At 54.3% G+C, this 20,270-nt stretch carries 27 protein-coding genes and 1 tRNA gene; 18 read left to right on the top strand and 10 right to left on the bottom strand.

What is annotated here, in order from left to right; translation table 11 throughout:
* The first annotated feature begins 18 nt into the window (after positions 1 to 18).
* From ACFQDM_RS07200 to ACFQDM_RS07260, 13 genes are all read left to right on the top strand, one after another.
* Entirely contained in the window at positions 19 to 207 is a 189-nt protein-coding gene (locus ACFQDM_RS07200; protein ID WP_377377354.1) for a hypothetical protein, read from the top strand.
* A complete protein-coding gene (locus tag ACFQDM_RS07205) occupies positions 200 to 1,312 on the top strand; it encodes a PD-(D/E)XK nuclease-like domain-containing protein (RefSeq protein WP_377377357.1) in 1,113 nt (370 codons plus the stop codon). The genes ACFQDM_RS07200 and ACFQDM_RS07205 overlap by 8 nt, the downstream gene beginning before the upstream one ends.
* Positions 1,309 to 2,379 (top strand): recombinase RecT, encoded by a 1,071-nt coding sequence (locus ACFQDM_RS07210; RefSeq protein ID WP_377377360.1) that lies wholly within the window; start codon positions 1,309 to 1,311, stop codon positions 2,377 to 2,379. The genes ACFQDM_RS07205 and ACFQDM_RS07210 overlap by 4 nt, the downstream gene beginning before the upstream one ends.
* A complete protein-coding gene (locus tag ACFQDM_RS07215) occupies positions 2,379 to 2,627 on the top strand; it encodes a hypothetical protein (protein WP_377377363.1) in 249 nt (82 codons plus the stop codon). Before ACFQDM_RS07210 ends, ACFQDM_RS07215 begins: the two co-directional genes overlap by 1 nt.
* Positions 2,627 to 3,016, top strand: a complete 390-nt coding sequence (locus ACFQDM_RS07220; RefSeq protein WP_377377366.1) for a hypothetical protein — start codon at positions 2,627 to 2,629, stop codon at positions 3,014 to 3,016. The genes ACFQDM_RS07215 and ACFQDM_RS07220 overlap by 1 nt, the downstream gene beginning before the upstream one ends.
* Positions 3,013 to 3,180, top strand: coding sequence for a hypothetical protein (locus ACFQDM_RS07225; protein ID WP_377377369.1), 168 nt, complete (start codon positions 3,013 to 3,015; stop codon positions 3,178 to 3,180). The genes ACFQDM_RS07220 and ACFQDM_RS07225 overlap by 4 nt, the downstream gene beginning before the upstream one ends.
* On the top strand, positions 3,177 to 3,440 hold the full coding sequence (locus tag ACFQDM_RS07230) for a hypothetical protein (RefSeq protein WP_377377372.1): 264 nt from the start codon (positions 3,177 to 3,179) through the stop codon (positions 3,438 to 3,440). The genes ACFQDM_RS07225 and ACFQDM_RS07230 overlap by 4 nt, the downstream gene beginning before the upstream one ends.
* Positions 3,424 to 3,726, top strand: a complete 303-nt coding sequence (locus ACFQDM_RS07235; RefSeq protein ID WP_377377375.1) for a hypothetical protein — start codon at positions 3,424 to 3,426, stop codon at positions 3,724 to 3,726. The genes ACFQDM_RS07230 and ACFQDM_RS07235 overlap by 17 nt, the downstream gene beginning before the upstream one ends.
* A complete protein-coding gene (locus ACFQDM_RS07240) occupies positions 3,716 to 4,063 on the top strand; it encodes a hypothetical protein (protein ID WP_377377378.1) in 348 nt (115 codons plus the stop codon). Before ACFQDM_RS07235 ends, ACFQDM_RS07240 begins: the two co-directional genes overlap by 11 nt.
* Positions 4,063 to 4,281, top strand: a complete 219-nt coding sequence (locus ACFQDM_RS07245) for a hypothetical protein (RefSeq protein WP_377377381.1) — start codon at positions 4,063 to 4,065, stop codon at positions 4,279 to 4,281. Before ACFQDM_RS07240 ends, ACFQDM_RS07245 begins: the two co-directional genes overlap by 1 nt.
* Positions 4,274 to 4,711 (top strand): hypothetical protein, encoded by a 438-nt coding sequence (locus ACFQDM_RS07250; protein WP_377377384.1) that lies wholly within the window; start codon positions 4,274 to 4,276, stop codon positions 4,709 to 4,711. The genes ACFQDM_RS07245 and ACFQDM_RS07250 overlap by 8 nt, the downstream gene beginning before the upstream one ends.
* Positions 4,708 to 4,914, top strand: coding sequence for a hypothetical protein (locus ACFQDM_RS07255; protein ID WP_377377387.1), 207 nt, complete (start codon positions 4,708 to 4,710; stop codon positions 4,912 to 4,914). The genes ACFQDM_RS07250 and ACFQDM_RS07255 overlap by 4 nt, the downstream gene beginning before the upstream one ends.
* A gap of 202 nt (positions 4,915 to 5,116) precedes the next feature.
* Positions 5,117 to 5,935 (top strand): tyrosine-type recombinase/integrase, encoded by an 819-nt coding sequence (locus ACFQDM_RS07260; protein WP_377377389.1) that lies wholly within the window; start codon positions 5,117 to 5,119, stop codon positions 5,933 to 5,935.
* Positions 5,936 to 6,111: 176 nt separating this feature from the next.
* On the opposite strand, the gene ACFQDM_RS07265 is transcribed toward ACFQDM_RS07260, so the two are convergent.
* Both ACFQDM_RS07265 and ACFQDM_RS07270 read right to left on the bottom strand, forming a co-directional pair.
* The gene (locus tag ACFQDM_RS07265; protein WP_377377392.1) at positions 6,112 to 6,714 is read right to left on the bottom strand and encodes an energy transducer TonB; all 603 of its coding nucleotides are present in this window, start codon (positions 6,712 to 6,714) and stop codon (positions 6,112 to 6,114) included.
* A gap of 335 nt (positions 6,715 to 7,049) precedes the next feature.
* A tRNA-Tyr gene (locus tag ACFQDM_RS07270) sits at positions 7,050 to 7,134 on the bottom strand.
* 93 nt (positions 7,135 to 7,227) lie between these two features.
* Between ACFQDM_RS07270 and rlmB the strand changes: the two genes are divergently transcribed.
* Together rlmB and ACFQDM_RS07280 are read left to right on the top strand one after the other, a co-directional pair.
* Positions 7,228 to 7,998, top strand: coding sequence for a 23S rRNA (guanosine(2251)-2'-O)-methyltransferase RlmB (gene rlmB / locus ACFQDM_RS07275; RefSeq protein WP_377377395.1), 771 nt, complete (start codon positions 7,228 to 7,230; stop codon positions 7,996 to 7,998).
* Between the two features lie 119 nt (positions 7,999 to 8,117).
* The gene (locus tag ACFQDM_RS07280; RefSeq protein WP_377377398.1) at positions 8,118 to 9,035 is read left to right on the top strand and encodes an SDR family NAD(P)-dependent oxidoreductase; all 918 of its coding nucleotides are present in this window, start codon (positions 8,118 to 8,120) and stop codon (positions 9,033 to 9,035) included.
* A gap of 62 nt (positions 9,036 to 9,097) precedes the next feature.
* Here the strand turns inward: ACFQDM_RS07280 and ACFQDM_RS07285 are convergent, their stop codons facing one another.
* The 4 genes from ACFQDM_RS07285 to ACFQDM_RS07300 all read right to left on the bottom strand — a co-directional run bounded on the left by ACFQDM_RS07285 (position 9,098) and on the right by ACFQDM_RS07300 (position 14,253).
* Positions 9,098 to 10,618 carry a PepSY-associated TM helix domain-containing protein gene (locus ACFQDM_RS07285; protein ID WP_377377401.1) on the bottom strand — a complete coding sequence of 507 codons (1,521 nt, stop codon included), beginning with the start codon at positions 10,616 to 10,618 and terminating at the stop codon, positions 9,098 to 9,100.
* 8 nt (positions 10,619 to 10,626) lie between these two features.
* On the bottom strand, positions 10,627 to 11,178 hold the full coding sequence (locus ACFQDM_RS07290; RefSeq protein WP_377377410.1) for a hypothetical protein: 552 nt from the start codon (positions 11,176 to 11,178) through the stop codon (positions 10,627 to 10,629).
* A gap of 12 nt (positions 11,179 to 11,190) precedes the next feature.
* Positions 11,191 to 13,308, bottom strand: a complete 2,118-nt coding sequence (locus tag ACFQDM_RS07295) for a TonB-dependent receptor (protein WP_377377413.1) — start codon at positions 13,306 to 13,308, stop codon at positions 11,191 to 11,193.
* Positions 13,309 to 13,437: 129 nt separating this feature from the next.
* Positions 13,438 to 14,253 (bottom strand): enoyl-CoA hydratase/isomerase family protein, encoded by an 816-nt coding sequence (locus ACFQDM_RS07300; RefSeq protein WP_377377416.1) that lies wholly within the window; start codon positions 14,251 to 14,253, stop codon positions 13,438 to 13,440.
* Positions 14,254 to 14,586: 333 nt separating this feature from the next.
* Here ACFQDM_RS07300 and ACFQDM_RS07305 point away from each other — a divergent pair, with 333 nt between their 5' ends.
* Positions 14,587 to 16,047, top strand: coding sequence for a DEAD/DEAH box helicase (locus tag ACFQDM_RS07305; RefSeq protein WP_377377419.1), 1,461 nt, complete (start codon positions 14,587 to 14,589; stop codon positions 16,045 to 16,047).
* Between the two features lie 59 nt (positions 16,048 to 16,106).
* On the opposite strand, the gene ACFQDM_RS07310 is transcribed toward ACFQDM_RS07305, so the two are convergent.
* Together ACFQDM_RS07310 and ACFQDM_RS07315 are read right to left on the bottom strand one after the other, a co-directional pair.
* Complete coding sequence (locus tag ACFQDM_RS07310) at positions 16,107 to 16,700, bottom strand: HD domain-containing protein (RefSeq protein ID WP_377377422.1); 594 nt, start codon at positions 16,698 to 16,700, stop codon at positions 16,107 to 16,109.
* A 62-nt stretch (positions 16,701 to 16,762) separates the two neighbouring features.
* The gene (locus ACFQDM_RS07315) at positions 16,763 to 17,053 is read right to left on the bottom strand and encodes a putative quinol monooxygenase (RefSeq protein WP_377377425.1); all 291 of its coding nucleotides are present in this window, start codon (positions 17,051 to 17,053) and stop codon (positions 16,763 to 16,765) included.
* A 116-nt stretch (positions 17,054 to 17,169) separates the two neighbouring features.
* Between ACFQDM_RS07315 and ACFQDM_RS07320 the strand changes: the two genes are divergently transcribed.
* Positions 17,170 to 17,580, top strand: a complete 411-nt coding sequence (locus tag ACFQDM_RS07320) for an MAPEG family protein (RefSeq protein ID WP_377377428.1) — start codon at positions 17,170 to 17,172, stop codon at positions 17,578 to 17,580.
* Between the two features lie 11 nt (positions 17,581 to 17,591).
* Here the strand turns inward: ACFQDM_RS07320 and ACFQDM_RS07325 are convergent, their stop codons facing one another.
* Positions 17,592 to 18,566 (bottom strand): alpha/beta fold hydrolase, encoded by a 975-nt coding sequence (locus tag ACFQDM_RS07325; protein WP_377377431.1) that lies wholly within the window; start codon positions 18,564 to 18,566, stop codon positions 17,592 to 17,594.
* A gap of 116 nt (positions 18,567 to 18,682) precedes the next feature.
* Here ACFQDM_RS07325 and ACFQDM_RS07330 point away from each other — a divergent pair, with 116 nt between their 5' ends.
* A complete protein-coding gene (locus ACFQDM_RS07330; RefSeq protein ID WP_377377433.1) occupies positions 18,683 to 18,982 on the top strand; it encodes a hypothetical protein in 300 nt (99 codons plus the stop codon).
* Positions 18,983 to 19,058: 76 nt separating this feature from the next.
* On the opposite strand, the gene ACFQDM_RS07335 is transcribed toward ACFQDM_RS07330, so the two are convergent.
* A complete protein-coding gene (locus tag ACFQDM_RS07335) occupies positions 19,059 to 20,258 on the bottom strand; it encodes an acyl-CoA dehydrogenase family protein (RefSeq protein WP_377377436.1) in 1,200 nt (399 codons plus the stop codon).
* Between the last annotated feature and the right edge of the window lie 12 nt (positions 20,259 to 20,270).

The following is a 20,270-nucleotide window of genomic DNA, read 5'->3' on the forward strand; positions in this document are numbered from 1 at the left end:
ACCTCGTAAATGACCGGAATGCTCTGCCCTTCAATGCCCCGCCAGCGCCCATCTGAGCACACCCTTTCAGAACGGGCCGTCACCGCCCTCGAAGACGCACGGGATGAGCTTCTGACAGCGGTACTCAACACACACCAGCAAGAACGAGCCCGTGACGTTCTGATCGAGATTTTCGCACTCGTTGAAATGGAGACAGACAATGGCTGATGGAATGCAGAAGGCCGTCATTAGTGAGCCTGGCGTTTACCTGAACTTGCCTGACAGCGACTATTTCGCGGTTGATGCAATCGGCTCATCAGATATCAAAAAGCTGCTCAAGAACCCTGCAGACTGGTGGTATGAGTCTGCACACAACCCACACTATGAGCGGAGCTCTGACTCGGCGGCACGAACGCTTGGCAGCGCGCTTCATTGTCTGTTGCTCGAAGGCGAGCAGGCTTACGCAGAGCGGTTTGCGGTCGAGCCGGACCCAAAGGATTATCCGAACGCCGCCCGAACGGTGAAGGACTTGCGCGAACTTCTCAACCTGTTCGACATTGAATTCAAGGCAACCAGCAACAAGCCCGACCTCGTTGAGAAATTTCGGGCGTACAATCTTCACCACCGATCGTGGGATCTGATTGTCGAAGAACACCGCGAACTTGTGGAGGGCGGTATGACCCCCCTCACCGCACGGCAAGACCGCTGCGTCCGTCACATGTCTGAACTGGCATTGGCTCACGAGGATATAGGGCCAGCCATTCGCGGCGGACTCAACGAAGTATCTGTGTTCTGGCGCCGTGAGGGCGACGACACGCTCTATAGAGCACGCTTCGACTGCCTGCAGCCGGGCTTCAATCTCGACCTAAAAAGCATGTCGAATTGGCAGGGCCGAAACGTCGCCCAGTCGGTGATCAAGCAGATAACTGAACTTGAGTATGACCTGCAGCGCGTCTTCTACGATGAAGCACGCTCAGCTCTTCGCGAACACGTCCAGGCGGGGCGGATTATCACCGGTGCCGGCACAACGGACGAGAACCTCACTTCGTTGAAACAAATCGCCTCTCGCGATGAGTGGAAATGGGTGTGGCTATTCTATCAGGTTCGCGACGACAGAACCGGCAAAGCTCCAATTCTCGTCCCTCGCCTGCACGAGCCCACGGGCACAGTCTACGAGGAGGCGCAAAACGCCATTGAGCTGGCCCTCGAAAACTACCGAGACTTTCGCGATCGCTTCAGTCTGGACACGCCGTGGCATCATTCTGAGCCGCTGGAAGAGCTCGAAGACCACCACCTCGCAAACCTTCAATACAAGCGGAGCATTTCGACATGAATGATGTAACTGTGAAGACGCCACCAAAAGCTCCAACGACATGGCGTGACACGCTTGATCAAGTCGCCCCTAGCTTTGAAGACGCGCTGCCGAAGCACGTCTCAATCGACCGCTTCAAGCGGATTGTCGCAAATGCCATTGCCGGTGACGGCTATGTGCAAAAAGCGCTGCAGGAAAACCCAAAGACCGTTTGGTCTGCTTGCATGGCTTGCGCAAAAGACGGCCTGATTCCTGATGGCCGAGACGCCGCAATTGTCGCTTACCGCAGCCAGAAAAACGGTTATGAAGCGCAATACATCCCGATGATCGGCGGCTTGCTGAAGCTCATTCGGCAGTCTGGCGAGGTTGCAAGCATCAGTGCGCACGTCGTCCATAAGAACGACAGCTTCACCTACGTTCTCGGTGATGAAGAGCGTATCGAACACAGCCCGGCTCTAATGAACCGTGGGGAAATGATTGCTGCTTATGCGATCATCCGCACAAAAGATGGCGGCATATATCGAGACATCATGGGCGCCGACGAGATTGCGAAAGTTCGATCGATCTCAAAGGCAAAGAACGGCCCGTGGAATGGCCCGTTTGTTGGAGAGATGTGGAAGAAGACAGTTCTTCGCCGCCTCGCAAAGCGCGCGCCTCTTTCCACTGACATCATGGATGTCATAAGCCGAGATGACCACCTGCACGATCTGGACAAAGCCGAGCGCCTTCCAGAGCCGCGTTCAAGCAAGCTCTCACTGGCGGCATTGAATGAAGACGTGATCGACATTGAAGATGACGCGCCCGAAGCTGCAGAAAGCACTCCTTCAGAAGATGCGCAGCCCCCTCTGCCAAAGATACCGCAAATCGACTTTTCCGATGCTGCAGACAAGGACGTAAAGCTCTGGAAGGCGGCGATGATGATCCACCTGGAACGCGCACCGGAGAAAGCTGCAGCTCTGCTTTGGGTCAACAGCATGTCTATATTGGACGAATGCGAAAACGCCTACCCGGACGTTTACGATGATCTTCTCGCGGTCAAGAACGAGCGCCAGCTCTCCGATGCCAACACTGAAAGCGAGGTGGCGTGATGAGCGACCTCTTCTACATCGTTGTCAGCGATGAGCGCGGACCCAGCTCATATCCGCATCGGCATTACACGCTGACTGCCGCGCAGACAGAAGCAAAACGGCTCGCCCGTGAAAATCGGGGCGTGAAGTTCTTTGTCATGGCGTCACTTGGTCATGCCTTCGAGGCGGATGCGGGATGGGAGGACGGAGCAATGCTTCGGGAAATCCATAGGCTGCGCAAGATCAATGAAGACGAGATACCGTTCTGATGACCAAAGCCGTAAAGAGAAAGGCCCTATCTCGTCGAGAGTTCGGCCTGCTGATTATCCAGCAAGAGGGCAAGTGCGGCTGCGGTTGTGAGCAGAAGCTCGACTTCACAGAGCCTCGCCGCGTCATTGATGAGCACCTGATTGCATTGGATCTGGGCGGAACAAACGATCTCGATAACCGGGCTCTGTATCGCTCCGAATGCGCGAGAAGCAAGACGAATGATGAAGCTGCCCTGATTGCCAAGGGGCGCCGGATAAGGGGCGAACAAGGATCGCAGAACGCCCGTCGTGATCGGCGCAAGGAGCGAGGACTCCCCGGCATACCGCAGCCCAAGATCAGCCCGCTTTCAAAGAAACACCCGAACTACAGAAAGGCGAAATGGATATGACACCCGCTCAACAAATCGTTGAAGAGGCGTTCAACAGCTTCGATGACTGGAAGAATTCCGAGCTTTGCCCGGATCCAGACGAAGACATCTTCTTACTGGTCGACATTTACAGCGAGGATTGCCGCCAAGGTAATTGGCCGCTGAAAGAGGAGTCCACCCAATGACCCTTAACCTTGACCGTATAGAGAGAGACGCGCGGGAAGGCTCCGCGGACCCAGCAACAACCCTTGCCCTTATAGGTGAGGTGAGACGGTTGCGGGAGCTAATGGCTCATTTTGATGAGGCCGTAGACGAAATTTTGAGAAGCCGTCCGCATTTCGAGGCCGGTAAAACTTACACTGTTTCATTCGAGCTTCCGATTGATGGAAAGCACTTGGAAGAGATGCGCCAAGCCCTTGGAGATACAAATGACCCTAAATCTTGAACCGATAAAAGCACGGGCCGCTGAGCTTGATGTGTATCTTCAGAAGCGCCGGAAGCGTTCCGGGTGGTCTGATATAATCCACGCTCTGGATGGAATTGAGCACGAACTTGTTGAGGCCGACATTGAGCTGATACCAGCCCTTATTGCTGAGGTAGAGCGGTTGCGAAAGAAGCTCGATATGGCTGAAGCCAAGATATGCGACTGTGACGGGATGTTTGATCCTAACGAGTTTTACGGCGACCTCGGGGATTCCCACCAAGCCCTTGGAGGCACCAATGAAAGCTGAAGAGATTCTGAGGGGTTCCTTTAAAAGCTTGATTGAAGCAATAGCCAAGAACCCAGAATGGCTTAAGCCGCCGTACAATCATCTTATAGACGACTGGTCGTATGATACTGGCCGCGCCCTCCGCAACTCCGGACTTCTTCTGGAATGGAAGACAGATATGGAGAATGCGCCGAATGATAAGCCCGTAGTTCTATACGACAAACGGGACGGGACGCATGTTTCTGCGGAATGGGATGAAGGATACAATGGTTACAATTGGGCAACGCTGGATGGCCTCTATTACCATTCCGCCCAATTCACCCACTACGCTATTATCTCAACAGAAGGAGTGGGGTGATGAGCGGGCTTGCATCATTATTTCTTCTTATGGTCGGCATTTCGGCAATGCTTACCGCAATATTGAACATAGAAACTCCATATAAGCACTTCGATAGAAAGCTAGACAAAAAGATAGGTGTTACGATTCTAAGTATATTGTTCACCGTTGGTGGCTTAGCTACGGCCATTTTTTTTGGACCGGCGTTTGATTTTCTGGCGAGTATCACAAATGGCTGACCTCGCCACCCTTCTCTCCCGTCTCTCAACAGTAGACGAGAACACAGGTCGTGAAGAGCTGGCAGAGCTTGGAGCGCAGGTGCTTACGCTGGTGAGTGGTGCATATCATTTTCCATCGCCCATAGGTCCGATTAGGAAAAATGAAACAAGGAGCGGCGGGCAGAAGGTCAACAACCCCGTCACCGATCTGAATGCCGTAAAGGCGCTTGAGCGGGAGTATGCACCAGCTCAATGGACGCTGGAGTCTGCGAGATTGACTAAATGGACCGATGGATCGGAGTGGGTAGGCGCTGATTCCTACTATCACGCTGGCATCAAGACGGCCTCTGAGGAATATTCCTATATTGATACGTTCTGGTCCGAAGCCGAAACCGAAGAAGCCGCCCGCTGTATGGCCCTTCTGAAAGCAAGGGAGGCGCAGGAAAAATGAGCGCGCTGCCTGACATCAAGTGGATCACCAAGGCGGTCGCTCTGTGCGACAAGCACAAGGCTCGCATTGAGCTGCCTGATGGGACGGTAATTGAGCCGGTCTCACTTGACCTGAAAGAAATAACGCATGCTGATCCTTCAGAGGCTGAGGGAGCAAGCATTCATGACCTTGCGGAGACGATCCGTGGCACTGCCGGGAACTAGACGCATATTCACCCCCCGAAAGGGCGGCATGCACCTTCACTGGTATATGCAGCCCAATGATGGGCTTGGCGCTTTGTGGTCATGCAAGGGGAATGATAAAGCCCATTGTGAACGCATAGAGGCGGAGCAGGCGGAGAGGATCGCCGCAGCGTACCTGGAGCGCAAAAAGGGCGCACCGGCGCGCGGGCGCCTGAATTGGTTAGTGTACCGATACAAAAACAGCGCCGCCTATCAGAATATTGCCGCCAGCACCCGGCGGAATTGGAACGCGCATTTTGACCTGATCCTGCCGCGTTTTGGTGCATGCACCTTTGCTCAGATCGAGCGCCGGGGGTTTCGCTCCGAGGTCCGAGAATACCGTGACACGATGGCCGACACACCGCGCAAGGCTGACATGTTCATTCAGGTCTTTTCCAGACTTCTCTCATGGGCGGTGGATGAGGAGCATATTGCACGCAATCCGATCACCAGCATGGGGAAACTGACCGCACCCCGACAGCATGCAGAAGAAATATGGATGCCACACGAGGTCTCGCGCTTTCTCGGTGATGATAAGATTTCGCAACACATCAAGAATGCGTTTGAGCTATTATTCCTGACTGGCCTTCGTCCCGTCGATGCCGTTTCGCTGATGTGGAACGAGGTGAAATCAGACCGAGTCGTGAAGCCAACCAGCAAGTCAAAGTTTCAGATATCTGCCGTAATCCCGCGTGCGGAACGCCTCAACATGCTGATTGACCGCATTCCGCGCGATTCCGTCTATGTCCTGACCACCGCCAAAGGGACGCCATGGAGCGGCACGGACGCCTTGTCACAAGCCATTCAGAAGCATGCCAAACGATTGAAGATCGATCGCCGCACATACGACCTGCGCGGATCGGCTGTCACCTACGCCATGGCTCGCGGAATGAGCGTCTATGACATTGCAAAGCAAATGGCTTGGTCTGTCTCCGAAGTGGAGAAGATTATCGACACATACTGCGATGCCGAGACTGTATTAAACGTGCGAACAATGTTTTGATTAAAAAGGAGAAAAAACGAGCATGTCTGATAACCAAATCATTGATTCAATTGGAAAAACGTGTGCTTGGAAGGCTGCCGTTCTACCATTGAACTATACCCGCTCAGAGAGCCGACGTTACTCGCGCGAAGCGCCAGTGACGTCAAGAGTAATATCTCATCTGTGCCGATAAAGTTTCAAGGCCTGAAATCTTTTTTCTCGGCCTGCGGCTCGTAGCTCATTAAAAACTCGAACGGATAAACAACATTGGGCATGCGCACTGGCTTCCCATTCTTCATGCGCGGCTCAAACTGGAGTGAATAGACGGCGTTCTCGGCTGACCGGACAAATCCCTCATGCGTGCAATCCGCCTTCGCACCGGGTTCAACAACCCCCTGCGCATCGACAGAGAATCTAACCTCGCACTTTCCTTCTACCCCTTTCTGGGCCAGCTCTTTTGGGTAAACCGCTTGTTTTGGGTAATTCAGCGGTTGCACATACTGCCCCTCAGCCACACTCGTTCCTGGTAGCAAGACTGATGCTGTCAGCCCTGCCAAAACGGCCAGTGAGCTCCCTATGCCTGTTTTCACCGGATTTCTGATAAGTTTCATCGCAACATCCTTTGCAAGATTTTTAAGTTTCATGCTGCGGGAACGACGAAGATAAGCATCAATGAACTCTCTGAGGACTTCACTGGCAGTCACACCATTCTCTTCACAAGCCTTCATAAAGCTCGACTTTTTTGAGTGCGTGAGCCGAATTTCCAGCTGAGTTGATTTCTTTTCAGGATAGTTTGGCATCAGCTTTCATCCTTTCTCGGCAGCATGGCAAAGTCTGTCGTTTAGATACGGGATTGAAAGCGAAACCGCGCCGAGACGCCAGAACTTTCGTGTCCAGACGTTGTTTTTTAAAGATTATTTGAAAATATCCGCTAGGAATTGCGCTTGTTTTTCGCGAAATGAAATGGAGCGGCGTTCACAACCGGAAGCCATCTGAATACAGATCACTAACATTCTACGGCAGACCTGCCGCCGGGCTTTAGCCCGCCTGCCGGAGCCGCTGCGCGGCGTGAGGCAAAAATCAAATACAATTTGCGTGGAAAATTGATCCTCTGGATCAATTCTACCGTCGCAAATGGTGGAGGGGGCTGGATTCGAACCAGCGTACGCTATGCGGGCAGATTTACAGTCTGCTGCCTTTAACCACTCGGCCACCCCTCCGCCTCAAAACCAATTGTCAGTTTGACGACGGTAATGTCCCGGTCCAATAAGACGAAAATTCATTCGGCCAATCAACTCGGAAGCGGTCTTATAGTGACGAAGAATAGCGGACGCAACCGTCCATTTCACAAGAATGCAAAAAAGTCTGACCGGAATATGCCATCAGACGAAATCTGGCTCTGGGGAACCCACGCTGTTTCCGCTGCCCTGGCGAACAAGCGCCGAAAATTCCTGCGCCTGGTTGCAACGCGCAACGCAATGACGCGTCTGCCAGACATTTCTTCCCGTCAGATCACTGTCGAAGAGATGTCCCCGAAAGATATCGACCATCTTCTGCCGCGCGATTCGGTTCATCAGGGAATCGCGGCGCTCGTCGCCCCCCTGCCCGATCTGACCATCGACGATATATTGGACGAAAATCGTATCGTTGTCTTCGACCAGCTGACGGATCCCCATAATATCGGCGCGATTTTCCGCTCCGCCTCTGCATTCGGGTTCAGCGCCGCTGTCCTGCAGACGCGGAACGTACCACCCCTCACGGGTATTGCGCTCAAAACTGCGGCCGGAGCGATTGAAACCGTACGGGAAGTCCGTGTCGTCAATATTTCCCGCGCGATTGAAGCCCTGAACGAGGCGGGCTTTCATACTGTTGGGCTGGATGGTGCCGGCGACATGCTTCTGGCGGAAGCAGTCTCGGGCTGTGAAAAGCTTGCGATTGTCATCGGCGCAGAAGGCTCTGGCCTTCGTCAGGGGGTAGCGAATGCCTGCGCCTGTATCGCCAAGATCCCGATCACAAGTGACATGGAAAGCCTGAACGCGTCCAACGCTGCGGCCATCGCCTTCTATGAGTCCTCTCGAAAGTGATAGGTCACTAGCACTTTCTCCCTACGTCAATATTGACGTTCGAGACCCGCAATGTTGCATAGCTGGGTCTATTATAAGAACGACACAATCGGGACGTCATCCACAAGGAAGGAAAATTTATGTCCGAGATTCGATTTGATGGAAAAACCGCAATCGTCACGGGCGCCGGCGGTGGTCTTGGCCGTTGCCACGCACTCGAACTTGCGCGCCGCGGTGCCAATGTTGTCGTCAACGACCTCGGCGGTTCGGTTGACGGTTCCGGTGGCAATTCTGAAGCCGCAGAAAAGGTCGTCGAAGAGATCAAGGCGCTTGGCGGCAAGGCCATCGCTAACGGATCGTCGGTCACGGATGACAAGGGCGTCCAGAAGATGATCGACGATACGATGAATGAGTTCGGTCGCATTGACATCATCATCGCCAACGCTGGCATTCTGCGCGACAAGTCCTTCACAAAAATGGGCATGGATGATTTTGAACTCGTCGTCGACGTTCATCTGATGGGCTCTGTGAAGCCAATCAAGGCGGCTTGGGAAATCATGAAAGAGCAGCAATACGGCCGCCTGGTCGTCACGACCTCTTCAACCGGCCTGTACGGCAATTTCGGCCAGACCAATTACGGTGCAGCAAAGCTCGGCCTGGTTGGCTTCATGAACTCCATCAAGCAGGAAGGTGCGAAGTACAACATCAAATGTAACGCGGTCTGCCCGGTTGCTGCAACGCGCATGACTGAAAGCATCATGCCACCAGCAATGCTGGAAGCGCTGAAGCCTGAATACGTCACACCAGGCGTGATGAACCTCGTCAAGGAAGACGCACCAACTGGCATGGTTCTCTCCGCAGCTGCTGGTGCTTTCTCCATGTCTCAGATCCGCGAGACCAAAGGCGCATTCGTGGGTACGGGTGATGCTCTGACCGCCGAAGCCGTTGCTGCGAAATGGGATCAGATCACCGATGACTCCACCATGACTCACTTTGAGCAAGGTGGCGGCCACACAGGCAACTTTATCAACCTGATCAAAGAAGCGACAGGCGGCTAAGGCGCTCGCAACAAATGCGAGAAAAAGGCGGCTATCAACAGCCGCCTTTTTTGTTTCAACGCTTATTCACCAGGCGCGACATTGCGCTGGATCAAAGGTTCAGCCCTCCGAAATGGAAACGCACGCACTGAGGTGATCAGCAGGACCGCTGTTGCCAGCAGAGCGACATTCAACACTGTCGCGATGACATCATCCGGTATAATCCCCCACACCACGACATGAGACACCACAAGCGCAATCAGCAGCACCGACAGACATAACCGCATCAGGCGCGAGATCAGCAGTCCCGAAAGCGTTGTCAGCCCTGGCAACACGGAAAGCAGCGTCAAAACAACGTACAGCGCAACGTCCGACGGATGTATGCCGAACAAAAAGAAACCAGCGATTAGCGTATAGATAATTGGCTGGCCCCAGACGAGGCCATACCAGGCGTTCAGCCAGCGTGGGACAGCGCGGCCCTTGTCATCCCGACGAGCGGCCCAGATCGCAACACCGCTGGAGATGATGGCGGTCAGACCAAGACCAAGTGCCAAATAGAGCACTTTAACCGGCCAGCCGCCAAACCATCCAAAATGGAGGGGGCCGAGAGCTGCCACCACCTGCGCCCCGACCGGACCATCAGCGAATCCACGCACGCCCACAAATTCACCGCGTACATCATAAGTGTATTGCTCCGTTAGAGTCAGATCATCTGGCATGGAAAGAGCGAACATCAGGCTTTGCCCTTCCGTACCAATGCGGCGCAAACCGATCCGCGAGAGCGTTGCATCGGGATGCTCTTCCAGTAGCGCCGTCAAGGCAGGTACGACAGGCGTTTCCACATCAACCGGTGTGTCATCCGCCATGATTGATGGCCCGGCGACAACGCTGCGCGCACGCTCCATATCTCCATCAAATGCTGCTATGGCGAGCACGCCCAGAATGAGCGTGGAAAGCCCGAGAAGCGCGCCTGTCAGCGGCACAACCAGATGAAAAGGTAATCCCCAGACACTCAGGCGGTTATGAAAGTCGGCCTCCTGCGTACGCCGCGAGCCACCACGACGAAAGGAAAACGCGTCACGAAAAATGCGTGGATGTGAGAAAACACCGGACACCACGCTAGCCAGCAAAGCGACCCCCGACAGTCCGACCAGAAAAAGCCCAATGGTCCGCGGCATATGCAGATAAATATGCAGATGCTCGAGAAAATGCTGCACGCCTTCGCGACGTTCAGAAACGAGATTTCCATCCGCGTCTGCCAGATAGTGCTTCTCAAACCCCGTTGTGAAGTCGACGAACCGCACATTGATGTAGGGCGTCGCAGGTGTTGGCGCGCTGACGACCACATAGTCATTCGTGCCATGCTCAGCCGCCACCGCAATGCCGGCATCGACTGCTTTTGCCAGAGTTTCCGGAGTTGCGGACACCATGGCCGGCGTGTCCGGATTATCCCAACGCACTATCTCGTCGGTCAAAACCAGCAAGGTGCCGGAAATGCAAAGTACGTACATGAGCGCAGCAAAGGCGAGTCCGAGCGCGGAATGCCCGGCCAACATGGAGCTGACAAACTTCGATGGAATTTTCGGCCAGATGGATTTCGACATAGGATTTCTCAGACAGGCAAAAAGGCAATGGCATAACAGACCGCAGAAACGACGATCAGGACGAGACTGGCGCGGATGATCTTGTCGTCAGCCAGCGTCCAGGCCATGCCAGCCGCCCAGATAACGGGCACGGCAAGACCGCCAATTGCAACGCGATCAACTTCTTGCAAAGGCAATCGAACGGCTAATGCAACGCCAACACCAATCGCGGCTAGTCCTGAAAGCGGGCCAGCCAGCAGCGTACGCACCAAGCCGCGCCAGACACGGCTTTTGCGGTCTGACGGATCAATCACGCCAGTCCTGCGTTTTGCCCCCCGCGTCTCACGCCATTTTACATTTGTTGCCACAAGGCAGAGCGCCGCCGTACTGACAAAGGCCAGCGCCACCGGAACGCCGACCTCCCCTCCAAGCCAAAGCGAGAAACACAAAAGAGAGAGCGCCAGAAGGAACCAGCCACCCACCATCCAGAGGGCTTTCATTCCGACATCGCGCTGCCAGGCCCGTCTTAAACTGACGAGCCCAACAAGTGATGTGGTGATGGCGGTAGTGGCTGCGATCAAAGAACCATTCCTCTAGAAGTCTGCGTCAAGGCGAATAGAGACGACGCGCGGATCCCCGATGCGGGAGAACCCGCCAAGGCCATCTCGGTTCTGGAAGGTATAATAGTCTTCGTCAAACAGGTTCCGACCAATCAGCGAGAGGCGAATGTTGTCGCTCACTTTATAGCCGATCCGGCCATTGACGAGTGTACGTTCGCCATTTTCGTTTTCCGGGCTGTTTTCCTGATCCGAATAGGATGAGCCCTGATAGCTGATATCCAGGCCACCAAAGACCGGGCCATCACCTTCATAATCAAAGCCGATATTGGCGGTGACCTCAGGCGCAAATGGGAAGTTATTGCCTTCGAAATTGAGGAATTCATCGAATTCTGTATGCGCATACCCGGCAGCGCCATACACAGAGACGGCTGACGAAACCTGATAGCTGAGGTCCGTCTCAAAGCCGTAAATCGTCGATTCTCCGGCATTGAGCGTGGTGTAGATGTTCGGCGTCAACGGTGATACCGGCATGGAAACCTGCTGGTCAGTCCAGTCTGCGTAGTAGATATTATTGTTCCAGCGCAGGCGCCCATCCATAAAGACCGAGCGTGAGGAAGCCTCATAATTCCAGAGATATTCCGGCTCATAATAATTGAGCGAGGCGTCGAGCGCTGAAATCTCTGACCCGCCCGCGCGATAGGCTTTTTGGACAACGAAAGCGAGCGTGGTTTCAGGCGTTGCCGCCCAGCGCAGGCCAAGCTTTGGCAGGAAGGCGTCGTATTCGGTCTCGCTGTATTCCTCGATCACACCAGTCTGGGATTCGAGAAGCGCCAGGATTTCCGGAGGCAGAGGCGGCAGAGTACCAAGGATCTGCGTGTCAGCCACGCCATCATTCGTCTGCGTTTCATTGTCGTAGCGTACGCCGAACAGGACGGAGAGCGTGTCGCTCAGGTCATATTCGCCATCCAGAAAAAACGCATAGTTTTCTGCGCCATATTTAATGTAAGCCTCACGCGAGACGAGGTTATCGACCGGAAGCTGCGGATACACAAAAGAGAGCGGCAGAGAATAGCTGTCAGTATAGTCTGTCGACGCATCCGTGTAATAAGCGCCAAGGACCGCCTGAAGCTTATCGCCCTGATATTTGAGACGTAGCTCTTCAGAAATGGACCGATCTTCACCTACGCGATCAAGGCTGGAGATCGGCGCCGGAGTGACGTCATAATCCTCAAGGCGGGTATAATCGGTGGTCTGATAGGCGGTGATGGATTGCAGCTCGACCTGATCACTGATCCGCCACGTCGCGTTGATGGATTGCAGGAAAGTTTCCGTTCCTTCGCGGCCCAACACATCATAATTGGCTTCGCGATCAAACGCGCCCACTGCTGGTACGCCATCTTCACCTGCAAAGTTCTCGGTATAAGACGTTGTGGAGAGAATCGAGATCGCCTCCGTCGGCTCGAAGAGGAGCTTCAGACGCCCCGATGTTACTTCTGTCGGATCGGCCGCTTCATCGTGATAAATGTTCTCAATAAAGCCGTCGCTTTCGCGGTACTGGCCCGAAACACGATAGGCAAGCTTGTCTTCAATGATTGCGCCTCCGCCAGCTGCCGCCACCTGATAGGTTTCATATTCACCGGCTTCGAGACGCGCCTTGAAATCCGGCTCATATGTCGGGTCCTGTGTGCGCACATAGATCGCACCAGCCAGCGCATTGCGTCCGAAATTCGTCGACTGCGGACCGCGATAGACCTCAACGCGGTCGAGGTCCCAGGAATCGAGCGGGCCAAAGAATGTGGTGTAATTGCCGAGCGAGGCATCATCCACATAGACGGTGAGCGTCTGGCCACGACCGGAGCCCCCTACCCCGCGCTGGTCGATGCCACGAATGGCAAAACCCAGATCCCCGAAGGACGTGGTGACGTTCGGGATGCGCTCAACAATATCATAGACATCAGAGACTGGCTCGCGCGCAATCTCCTCAGCCGTAACGACCTCAACACTAGCGGCCACATCGGTCAGCGCCTGATCTATCTTCTGACCTTTGACGATAACGACGTCCTGGCGGCTCTCGGTTTCAGTGACTTCCTGAGCCGATGCACCGGCGATTGCGAGCAAGCTGGCAGACACCAGCAGCGCTAAACTCTTCATAATTCAGATTTCCCCGAATAATAATGATAATCATTCTCATTCGCGGTAATCCCTTCATGAAATTTTGTAAAGGTGCCCCATAAAAAAAGCGGCGTATCAAACGCCGCTCTGGTCAATGGAATTCAACAATCACCGTCCACGAAAAACAGGCTCTCTTTTTTCCATAAAACTTGCGACCCCTTCCCTGTGATCCTCCGTCTGCATCAGCTTGCGAATGGTTTCGATCGCCCAACTCCCGATCTCTTGAGGATCACCATAGGAAAAACGGGTCAGGCCCTCTTTCATATAGCGAAGCGCTAAAGGTGGATTGCTGGCAATTCGACTGGCCAGTGCGCGCGCCTCATCCATAAGCGTCTCGTGCGGAACGGTTTTGCTGACAAAACCGATCCGCTCGGCTTCAGCACCGTCAAATATATCGCCTGTAAAAAGAAGCTCTGCAGCTTTGGCCGGACCAACGATGGCAGGCAACCGGTAAAACCCACCAACATCGCAGACCAGACCGCGCTTGATGAAGAGCTCGCCGAATTTGGCTTTGTCTGATGCGATCCGCATGTCGCAGAAGATTGCCAATTCCATCCCCCAACCGATCGCTGCTCCATTAATCGCCGCAATCATGGGTTTTTCACACGCCAGCGCCGCTGCAGCTGCCGGCGTCACGGGATGGCGAACGGTGGAAACGAGCGGCTTCGGATTGGCAGGCTTTGGCGCTGCCATAATTTCCCCGACATCATCACCAGAACAAAAGGCCGGGTCAGCGCCCGTTATAATCACACATCGCACGTCTTCGTATGTGCTTGCGAACTGTAGAGCCGCCTCTAATTCATCGTAAGCCTGAAAGTTCAGAGCGTTGCGCTTTTCTGGCCGATTGAGCGTAATCGTGGCGATATTGTCTTCAAGCTCAAAGCGAACGAGCTCCTGTGCACTCACCGTTTCCAACGTATGCATCCTGTCCTCCCTTATCGCGCCATTTTGACGTCTATACGGAAAGGCTATGCGAGACCGTGCGTCGGTCAAGATCGCGCAAGGGAAGCTGAGATTCGAGGAAATCTTTGACAAATGACGCAATGCACCATACATGCAGCCCTCTGCGATCAAAACTGATCGCCCAAGATGAGAGTGAACTGCGTGAAGCGCAGACGGACATGGACGCCGTCTTTGGGTTTCCTCTGGAAGACAATTAGAACCCAGCGCCCTGAATTCACGCAGGCCGTCCGACATGAAAGACCATTGCGGGTCCGCACCTAGAGGTGAGGACCTTTCGATGTTGTTTGCACTTATATGACTGTATTTACTGATCTCGGCCTCGCAGCTCCGCTTCTCAAGCAGCTCGGCGAACTTGGCTATGAAACACCCACCCCTATTCAGGCTCAATCCATTCCAATCGTTCTGGAGGGTCACGACCTTCTGGGGATTGCTCAGACAGGTACCGGCAAGACCGCGTCTTTCGCGTTACCTATGCTGCACCACCTGAACGCAAGCCAGAAAGATGGCGATCGTCCCGCAAAAAGCGTCCGCGGACTGGTTCTTGCGCCAACACGCGAACTGGCTGTTCAAATTTCGGATTCGTTCCGTGAGTACGGCAAGCTCCTTGGACTAAAAGTCAACGTCGTCGTGGGCGGCGTTCCGATTGGCCGTCAGATCCGCAATCTCGAGCGCGGCACCGACGTGTTGATTGCGACACCCGGCCGCCTGGAAGACCTGATGAACCAGAAAGCGGTAACCCTGAACCACGTTACCCATCTGGTTCTCGACGAAGCTGATCAGATGCTCGACATGGGCTTTATTCACGTGCTTCGGCGCATCGCCGCTGCACTGCCGAAAAAGCGTCAGACGCTGCTCTTTTCAGCAACCATGCCAAAAGAAATTGAAGCGCTGGCTGGCAACTTCCTTACCAATCCAAAGAAAGTGTCCGTTGCGCCTGTCTCTTCTACGGCAGAACGCGTCACCCAGACGGCCTACTTTCTGAAGCAGAAAGACAAACCAGTTCTACTCGCGCGGCTTCTGAAAGATCGTGCTGTTACTCGCGCGATCGTTTTTACGCGTACCAAGCATGGCGCCAACCGCCTGGTGAAGCAGCTCGACAGCGCAAATCTTGATGCTCTCGCGATCCACGGTAACAAGAATCAGAACCAGCGCCAGAAAGCCCTGAATGCCTTCCGCGACGGTGAGTGCTGCATTCTGGTCGCGACGGATGTTGCGGCCCGCGGCATCGACATTCCGGAAGTGAGCCACGTCTTCAACTTTGATCTGCCGGAAGTCGCAGAACAGTATGTGCACCGGATTGGCCGAACGGCCCGCGCCGGCCGCAGTGGCGAAGCAGTGTCTCTGATTTGCGATGCCGAGCGAAATCTGCTGCGCGCCATTGAGCGTCTGACAAATGTAAAACTCGATGGCGAGCCTCTTCCGGATGGCTTCACGGCCGACCTTGCTACGTCCGAAATCGACACAAGCTCACACCGCGACCAGCGGGCACGAGGCTTCCGCGGCAATAGTCAGGGACGCGGCGGCAACAGTAGCGGCGGCCGTTCTCAGCGAGGACGTGGCGACCGCAGCGAGTCCGGCAACTCTGAGCGCCAGGGGCGCCCGGGTGGTCGACGCCGATCCAGCAACAACCGCTCCGAACAGAGCGGCGGGCAACGGGATGGGGCTCCCCGCGGAGGTAATCGTCAGGGCGGTGGTAACCGCCAAGGCGGTTCGGGCGCTCGACCACAACGTCGCAAAAATCGCGAAAACGTCTAAATCACAACCGCCCTGACATAGCTTGTCAGGGCGATTTTCGTTGAGCGGTCGCGTTCGGCCTAGTCCTTCATGTACATGGACTTTTTCGGTCGCGCGAAAACGCGGCGGACCATTGGTTCAAAAAACTCAAGCGGCTCTGAATCATACTCAGGATCGAACGCATTCTGGTCATAGAGATGGCAGAATTGCGCCGTGTACTCATACCACTCATGCCCCTGAAACCGATCGCGCATATTCCGATCCAGTCCCAGATGATGGAAGAAATAATACCCTTGGAACACCCCGTGCTGAGCAACCATCCAGTGGTTTTGCTCGCTGACAAAGGGCTTCAGGATCGCAGCGGCAACATCCGGATGGTTATAACTGCCAAGCGTATCGCCAATGTCATGAAGCAATGCGCAAACGACGTATTCCTCATCGCGACCATCGCGGTGCGCTCGCGTGGCGGTTTGGAGCGAATGCTCAAGTCGGTCGACGGGAAAGCCGCCAAAATCACCATCCAGAAGCTTCAGGTGCGCCAGCACACGGTCCGCCAGCCCTTTACTGAACTCAGCGGCATGTTCTGAAATAATTGCCCAGTCTTCCGGCGTGCTCTCAACAAACGTCTTGAAACTCGTTTCGGTCTTCAGCCCGGTATTCTGCCCGTCGGCCATGGCTTCCTCCTCATTTTATTATGAGGGGAAGCCTAGCACATTTGCCTGCCGCTAGGCGAGGTTTACTGGATAGCGTCCAGAACGATCAGTTCCGGCTTGCCTGCCAGACACGCGCCGAGTTTCGGAAACGCCGCCTGAAAATACTCAGTCTTGCCGTGCGCATCCAGCGCTGCGGCATCTGTATACTGCTCCATAAAGGTGTATTCCGTTTCCGATCCACGCTTCTTGCAAAGATTGTAAATCAGGCAACCCGGCTCATTGGCTTTCACCTTTGCCATCAGATCGCGAGCCACGTTTTCAAACTCTTCCTGCTTGCCTTCAGCAACAGTCATATTTGCGAGCACACCAATCATATCTTCCTCCCAATTGATTTCTTGTCGTTCGACCGAAGCACACTATCCCCATCAAACCGGCTTGCAAGACTCTCCTAAGGACAGCATCCTCACCTCCATTCAACCGGGGGAAACAGGTGCACACACTTATTCTGATCTGCGTCAGCCTACTGGCGCTGCTCGTCTTTGTTCTGGGGTTTATGGTTTCGATGGCAAGGCGCAAAGCGGGGGAAGGTGTTGCCGTCCATGACGACCCAACCAGCCCGCTTTTGAAAGCCGTGCGCGCGCATGCAAACTCCACCGAGTATATCGGCGCGATCGCGGCGCTGTTTCTTGTCACAGGCTTTGTCTATCAGGGCCGGGATCTCGGCCTTCTGGCATCTGGTCTGATCATCGTTCTGACAGCCGCGCGCTTCCTGCACGCCTTTGGCATGCTGACCTGTAAGACACTGAATGCCGCGAGCCCGTTTCGCTTTGTCGGTGCTCTCTTCACCTATCTGTTCGGTATAGGGCTCGCGCTTTTATTGCTCGTCAGGCTGATATTCTGACGCGTCTGAAATTACTGCGCCTTCAGCCAGGGAATCAGGTGTTCATTCACCTCGTCCGGACGCTCTTGTTGGGTCCAGTGACCGCAGCCTTCCAGCATCACGCCCACCTCAAGGTTCGGGACATGCGGTGCCATGGCTTCCATCGGATCGAAGTTCGGCATGATCTTGATAGCGAGGTCGCTTGTTCCGCCAATGAATAACGCCGGCTGATAGATTTTCTTGTCAGGCAAAGCAGATAGAAAGTCGAAATCGCGCTGATGATTACGATATCGGTTCAGCGGCCCACGAAATCCGGATTTGCGAAACTCTGCTTCGTAATAATCCAGATCCTCTTCGCTCATCCACGCAGGAAACGGATCAGGGTCCGGCAAGCGATAGAGCAGCGGATCACCATCGACCTTATCAAGTGGCCAGGTGCCCTCTGGTGCATCACCCGACAGCGCATAATAGAAACGACGCAGCGAGTCGCGTGTATTGGCTTCGAGTTCCGCCTCTGCGACACCCTCTTCCTGAAAATAGACCTGATAGAAGAACTTGCCCCGGCGCGTGAAAATATCATGGATGACGTCAAGGAACATGCGATCACCCGGCGGCGTGTAAGGGACGGACATGCATCCAACGGCCTTAACGGTATCTGGATAAAGCAGGGCCGTGTTCCAGGAAATCGGAGCGCCCCAGTCATGTCCGACAATAATCACTTTCTTATCCGGAGACATCGCGCGTGCAACATTGGCGATATCGCGCGTCAGATTTTCCATGGAGTATCGTTCAACTGGGTGCGGCTTGTCCGAACCGCCATACCCGGTCACATCAACCGCTGCAAATTTGAAGCCTGCATCCACCGTTGGCTTGACCTGATGTCGCCAGGAATACCAGCTTTCCGGGAAGCCGTGAACGTACAGCACCAAAGGCCCCTCGCCCGCTACCGCAACGCGTATTGCGACGTCTCCTGCCTGAATAGTTTCAAATTTGACTGAATAATCCACTCTATTCCTCCCGATTTCCCGAATTCTCCTGAATGCATTAACCGTCAGCAAAGCGTTATTTTGTATGTTTCACCGTGCATAACGATGCAGAAAGAGACAATCCGATGTTTGGTTTCTTGAAAAAACGCAAAGAAGAGGTCGAGGACTTCCACGAAGACGACGAGGCTGAGCTGAAAGCTTACATTCCCCGTCCATCGCGTGAATCTGCCTATAAAGAAGCGACCATCACCTTTCCATCAGGCTATAAATGCCGAGGTATTGTGCTGGATCACAGCGACACCGGCGTTCGCATGCGTTTCCAGACCATTGAACCTCTTCCGGAGTATGTGCAACTCGATGTGCCTGCGCTCCGTATCCACACCCAATCGCGTGTTGCCTGGCGCGACACCATCGATTTCGGGCTGGAATTCGTCTGACAATTCCATCTCCACAGAACACGAGAACACCCGCCTGCAAATGCATGCGGGTGTTTCGCTTTGTACCCTTGTTTGACTAGCCGACTCTCAGCTTTTCAAACGGGATGTCCTTGTCGACGCGGACATCCTGAGGAAGTCCGAGCACACGTTCGGCGATGATGTTCTTCAGAATTTCATCAGTACCACCAGCGATACGCAGGCCAGGTGCCCACATGAAGCTTTGCTGGAAGATCGCCTTCATCGGCGCCAGCTCTTCATCAGAGATGATGCCGTAATGGTCCTGCAGCTCAATGCCGGTATTACAGATGTCCTGAAGCTGGTTCGCTGTTAGAATTTTACCGATGGAGTTCTCTGGTCCCGGCGTTTCGCCTTTGGAAAGCGCCGTTTGTGTGCGGAACTTGGTCAGCTTGTAGCCCTGTGCCGCAACATACCAGTCAGCCAATTTCTCACGGAATGCCTGGTCGGACAGGATACCGATCTGACGTGCATACTCCATGATTTCGGAATAATCCGGACCTGGCGAACCACCGACGGCAAGACGCTCGTTCATCAGTGTGACGAGCGCGACCTTCCAGCCAGCGCCAACTTCGCCCAGACGGTCGGAATCCGGAATACGAACGTCGGTGAAATACACCTCGTTAAACTCACGACCACCAGATGCCTGGTGAATCGGACGCGCTTCAACACCGGCCTGCTTCATATCCACGATGAACATAGTCAGACCTTTGTGCTTCGGCACGGTCGGATCTGTACGCGTCAGAAGAATACCGTAATCGGAATAGTGCGCACCAGACGTCCACACCTTCTGGCCGTTGATGACCCACTCGTCACCATCTTTCACAGCGCGCGTTTTCAGGCCCGCAACGTCAGAACCGGCAGACGGCTCAGAAAACAGCTGGCACCAGATCTCTTCACCCATCAGGGCTTTCTGGACATAGCGCTTTTTGTGCTCGTCGGATCCAAAAGCAATGACGGTCGGAATGCACATGCCCAGACCAATCTGGAAAGGCCCGGTGGGCGCATCGAATTTGCCTTCTTCCTGATTCCAGACAACCTGCTGCATGGGTGTACCACCGCGGCCGCCAATTTCTTTCGGCCAGGTAATATTGGCATAACCCGCCTGCGCTTTGGTTTTCTGCCAGGCTTTTGCCCGCTTCAGAAATTCTTCGCCGCGTTCACGTGGCTGCGCTTCTGATTTTGGTTTCAGATGTTTGGACAGGAAGGCATTCGCTTCTGCCCGGAATTCTGCTTCTTCTGGGGTATCGTTGAAGTCCATGAGTTTCTCTCC

The organism is Ponticaulis profundi (assembly GCF_042659465.1).
GTDB lineage: Bacteria > Pseudomonadota > Alphaproteobacteria > Caulobacterales > Hyphomonadaceae > Ponticaulis > Ponticaulis profundi.

Excerpts from the sequence above, each read along its gene's own strand:
- ACFQDM_RS07220 (WP_377377366.1), top strand. The coding sequence starts at position 2,627 with ATGACCAAAGCCGTAAAGAGAAAGGCCCTATCTCGTCGAGAGTTCGGC.
- ACFQDM_RS07280 (WP_377377398.1), top strand. The coding sequence starts at position 8,118 with ATGTCCGAGATTCGATTTGATGGAAAAACCGCAATCGTCACGGGCGCC.
- ACFQDM_RS07200 (WP_377377354.1), top strand. The coding sequence starts at position 19 with ATGCTCTGCCCTTCAATGCCCCGCCAGCGCCCATCTGAGCACACCCTT.
- ACFQDM_RS07295 (WP_377377413.1), bottom strand. The coding sequence starts at position 13,308 with ATGAAGAGTTTAGCGCTGCTGGTGTCTGCCAGCTTGCTCGCAATCGCC.
- ACFQDM_RS07265 (WP_377377392.1), bottom strand. The coding sequence starts at position 6,714 with ATGCCAAACTATCCTGAAAAGAAATCAACTCAGCTGGAAATTCGGCTC.
- ACFQDM_RS07205 (WP_377377357.1), top strand. The coding sequence starts at position 200 with ATGGCTGATGGAATGCAGAAGGCCGTCATTAGTGAGCCTGGCGTTTAC.
- ACFQDM_RS07315 (WP_377377425.1), bottom strand. The coding sequence starts at position 17,053 with ATGATTGGTGTGCTCGCAAATATGACTGTTGCTGAAGGCAAGCAGGAA.
- ACFQDM_RS07215 (WP_377377363.1), top strand. The coding sequence starts at position 2,379 with ATGAGCGACCTCTTCTACATCGTTGTCAGCGATGAGCGCGGACCCAGC.
- ACFQDM_RS07210 (WP_377377360.1), top strand. The coding sequence starts at position 1,309 with ATGAATGATGTAACTGTGAAGACGCCACCAAAAGCTCCAACGACATGG.
- ACFQDM_RS07225 (WP_377377369.1), top strand. The coding sequence starts at position 3,013 with ATGACACCCGCTCAACAAATCGTTGAAGAGGCGTTCAACAGCTTCGAT.
- ACFQDM_RS07230 (WP_377377372.1), top strand. The coding sequence starts at position 3,177 with ATGACCCTTAACCTTGACCGTATAGAGAGAGACGCGCGGGAAGGCTCC.
- ACFQDM_RS07235 (WP_377377375.1), top strand. The coding sequence starts at position 3,424 with ATGACCCTAAATCTTGAACCGATAAAAGCACGGGCCGCTGAGCTTGAT.
- ACFQDM_RS07245 (WP_377377381.1), top strand. The coding sequence starts at position 4,063 with ATGAGCGGGCTTGCATCATTATTTCTTCTTATGGTCGGCATTTCGGCA.
- ACFQDM_RS07335 (WP_377377436.1), bottom strand. The coding sequence starts at position 20,258 with ATGGACTTCAACGATACCCCAGAAGAAGCAGAATTCCGGGCAGAAGCG.
- ACFQDM_RS07285 (WP_377377401.1), bottom strand. The coding sequence starts at position 10,618 with ATGTCGAAATCCATCTGGCCGAAAATTCCATCGAAGTTTGTCAGCTCC.
- ACFQDM_RS07310 (WP_377377422.1), bottom strand. The coding sequence starts at position 16,700 with ATGGCCGACGGGCAGAATACCGGGCTGAAGACCGAAACGAGTTTCAAG.
- ACFQDM_RS07240 (WP_377377378.1), top strand. The coding sequence starts at position 3,716 with ATGAAAGCTGAAGAGATTCTGAGGGGTTCCTTTAAAAGCTTGATTGAA.
- ACFQDM_RS07250 (WP_377377384.1), top strand. The coding sequence starts at position 4,274 with ATGGCTGACCTCGCCACCCTTCTCTCCCGTCTCTCAACAGTAGACGAG.
- ACFQDM_RS07300 (WP_377377416.1), bottom strand. The coding sequence starts at position 14,253 with ATGCATACGTTGGAAACGGTGAGTGCACAGGAGCTCGTTCGCTTTGAG.
- ACFQDM_RS07255 (WP_377377387.1), top strand. The coding sequence starts at position 4,708 with ATGAGCGCGCTGCCTGACATCAAGTGGATCACCAAGGCGGTCGCTCTG.
- ACFQDM_RS07305 (WP_377377419.1), top strand. The coding sequence starts at position 14,587 with ATGACTGTATTTACTGATCTCGGCCTCGCAGCTCCGCTTCTCAAGCAG.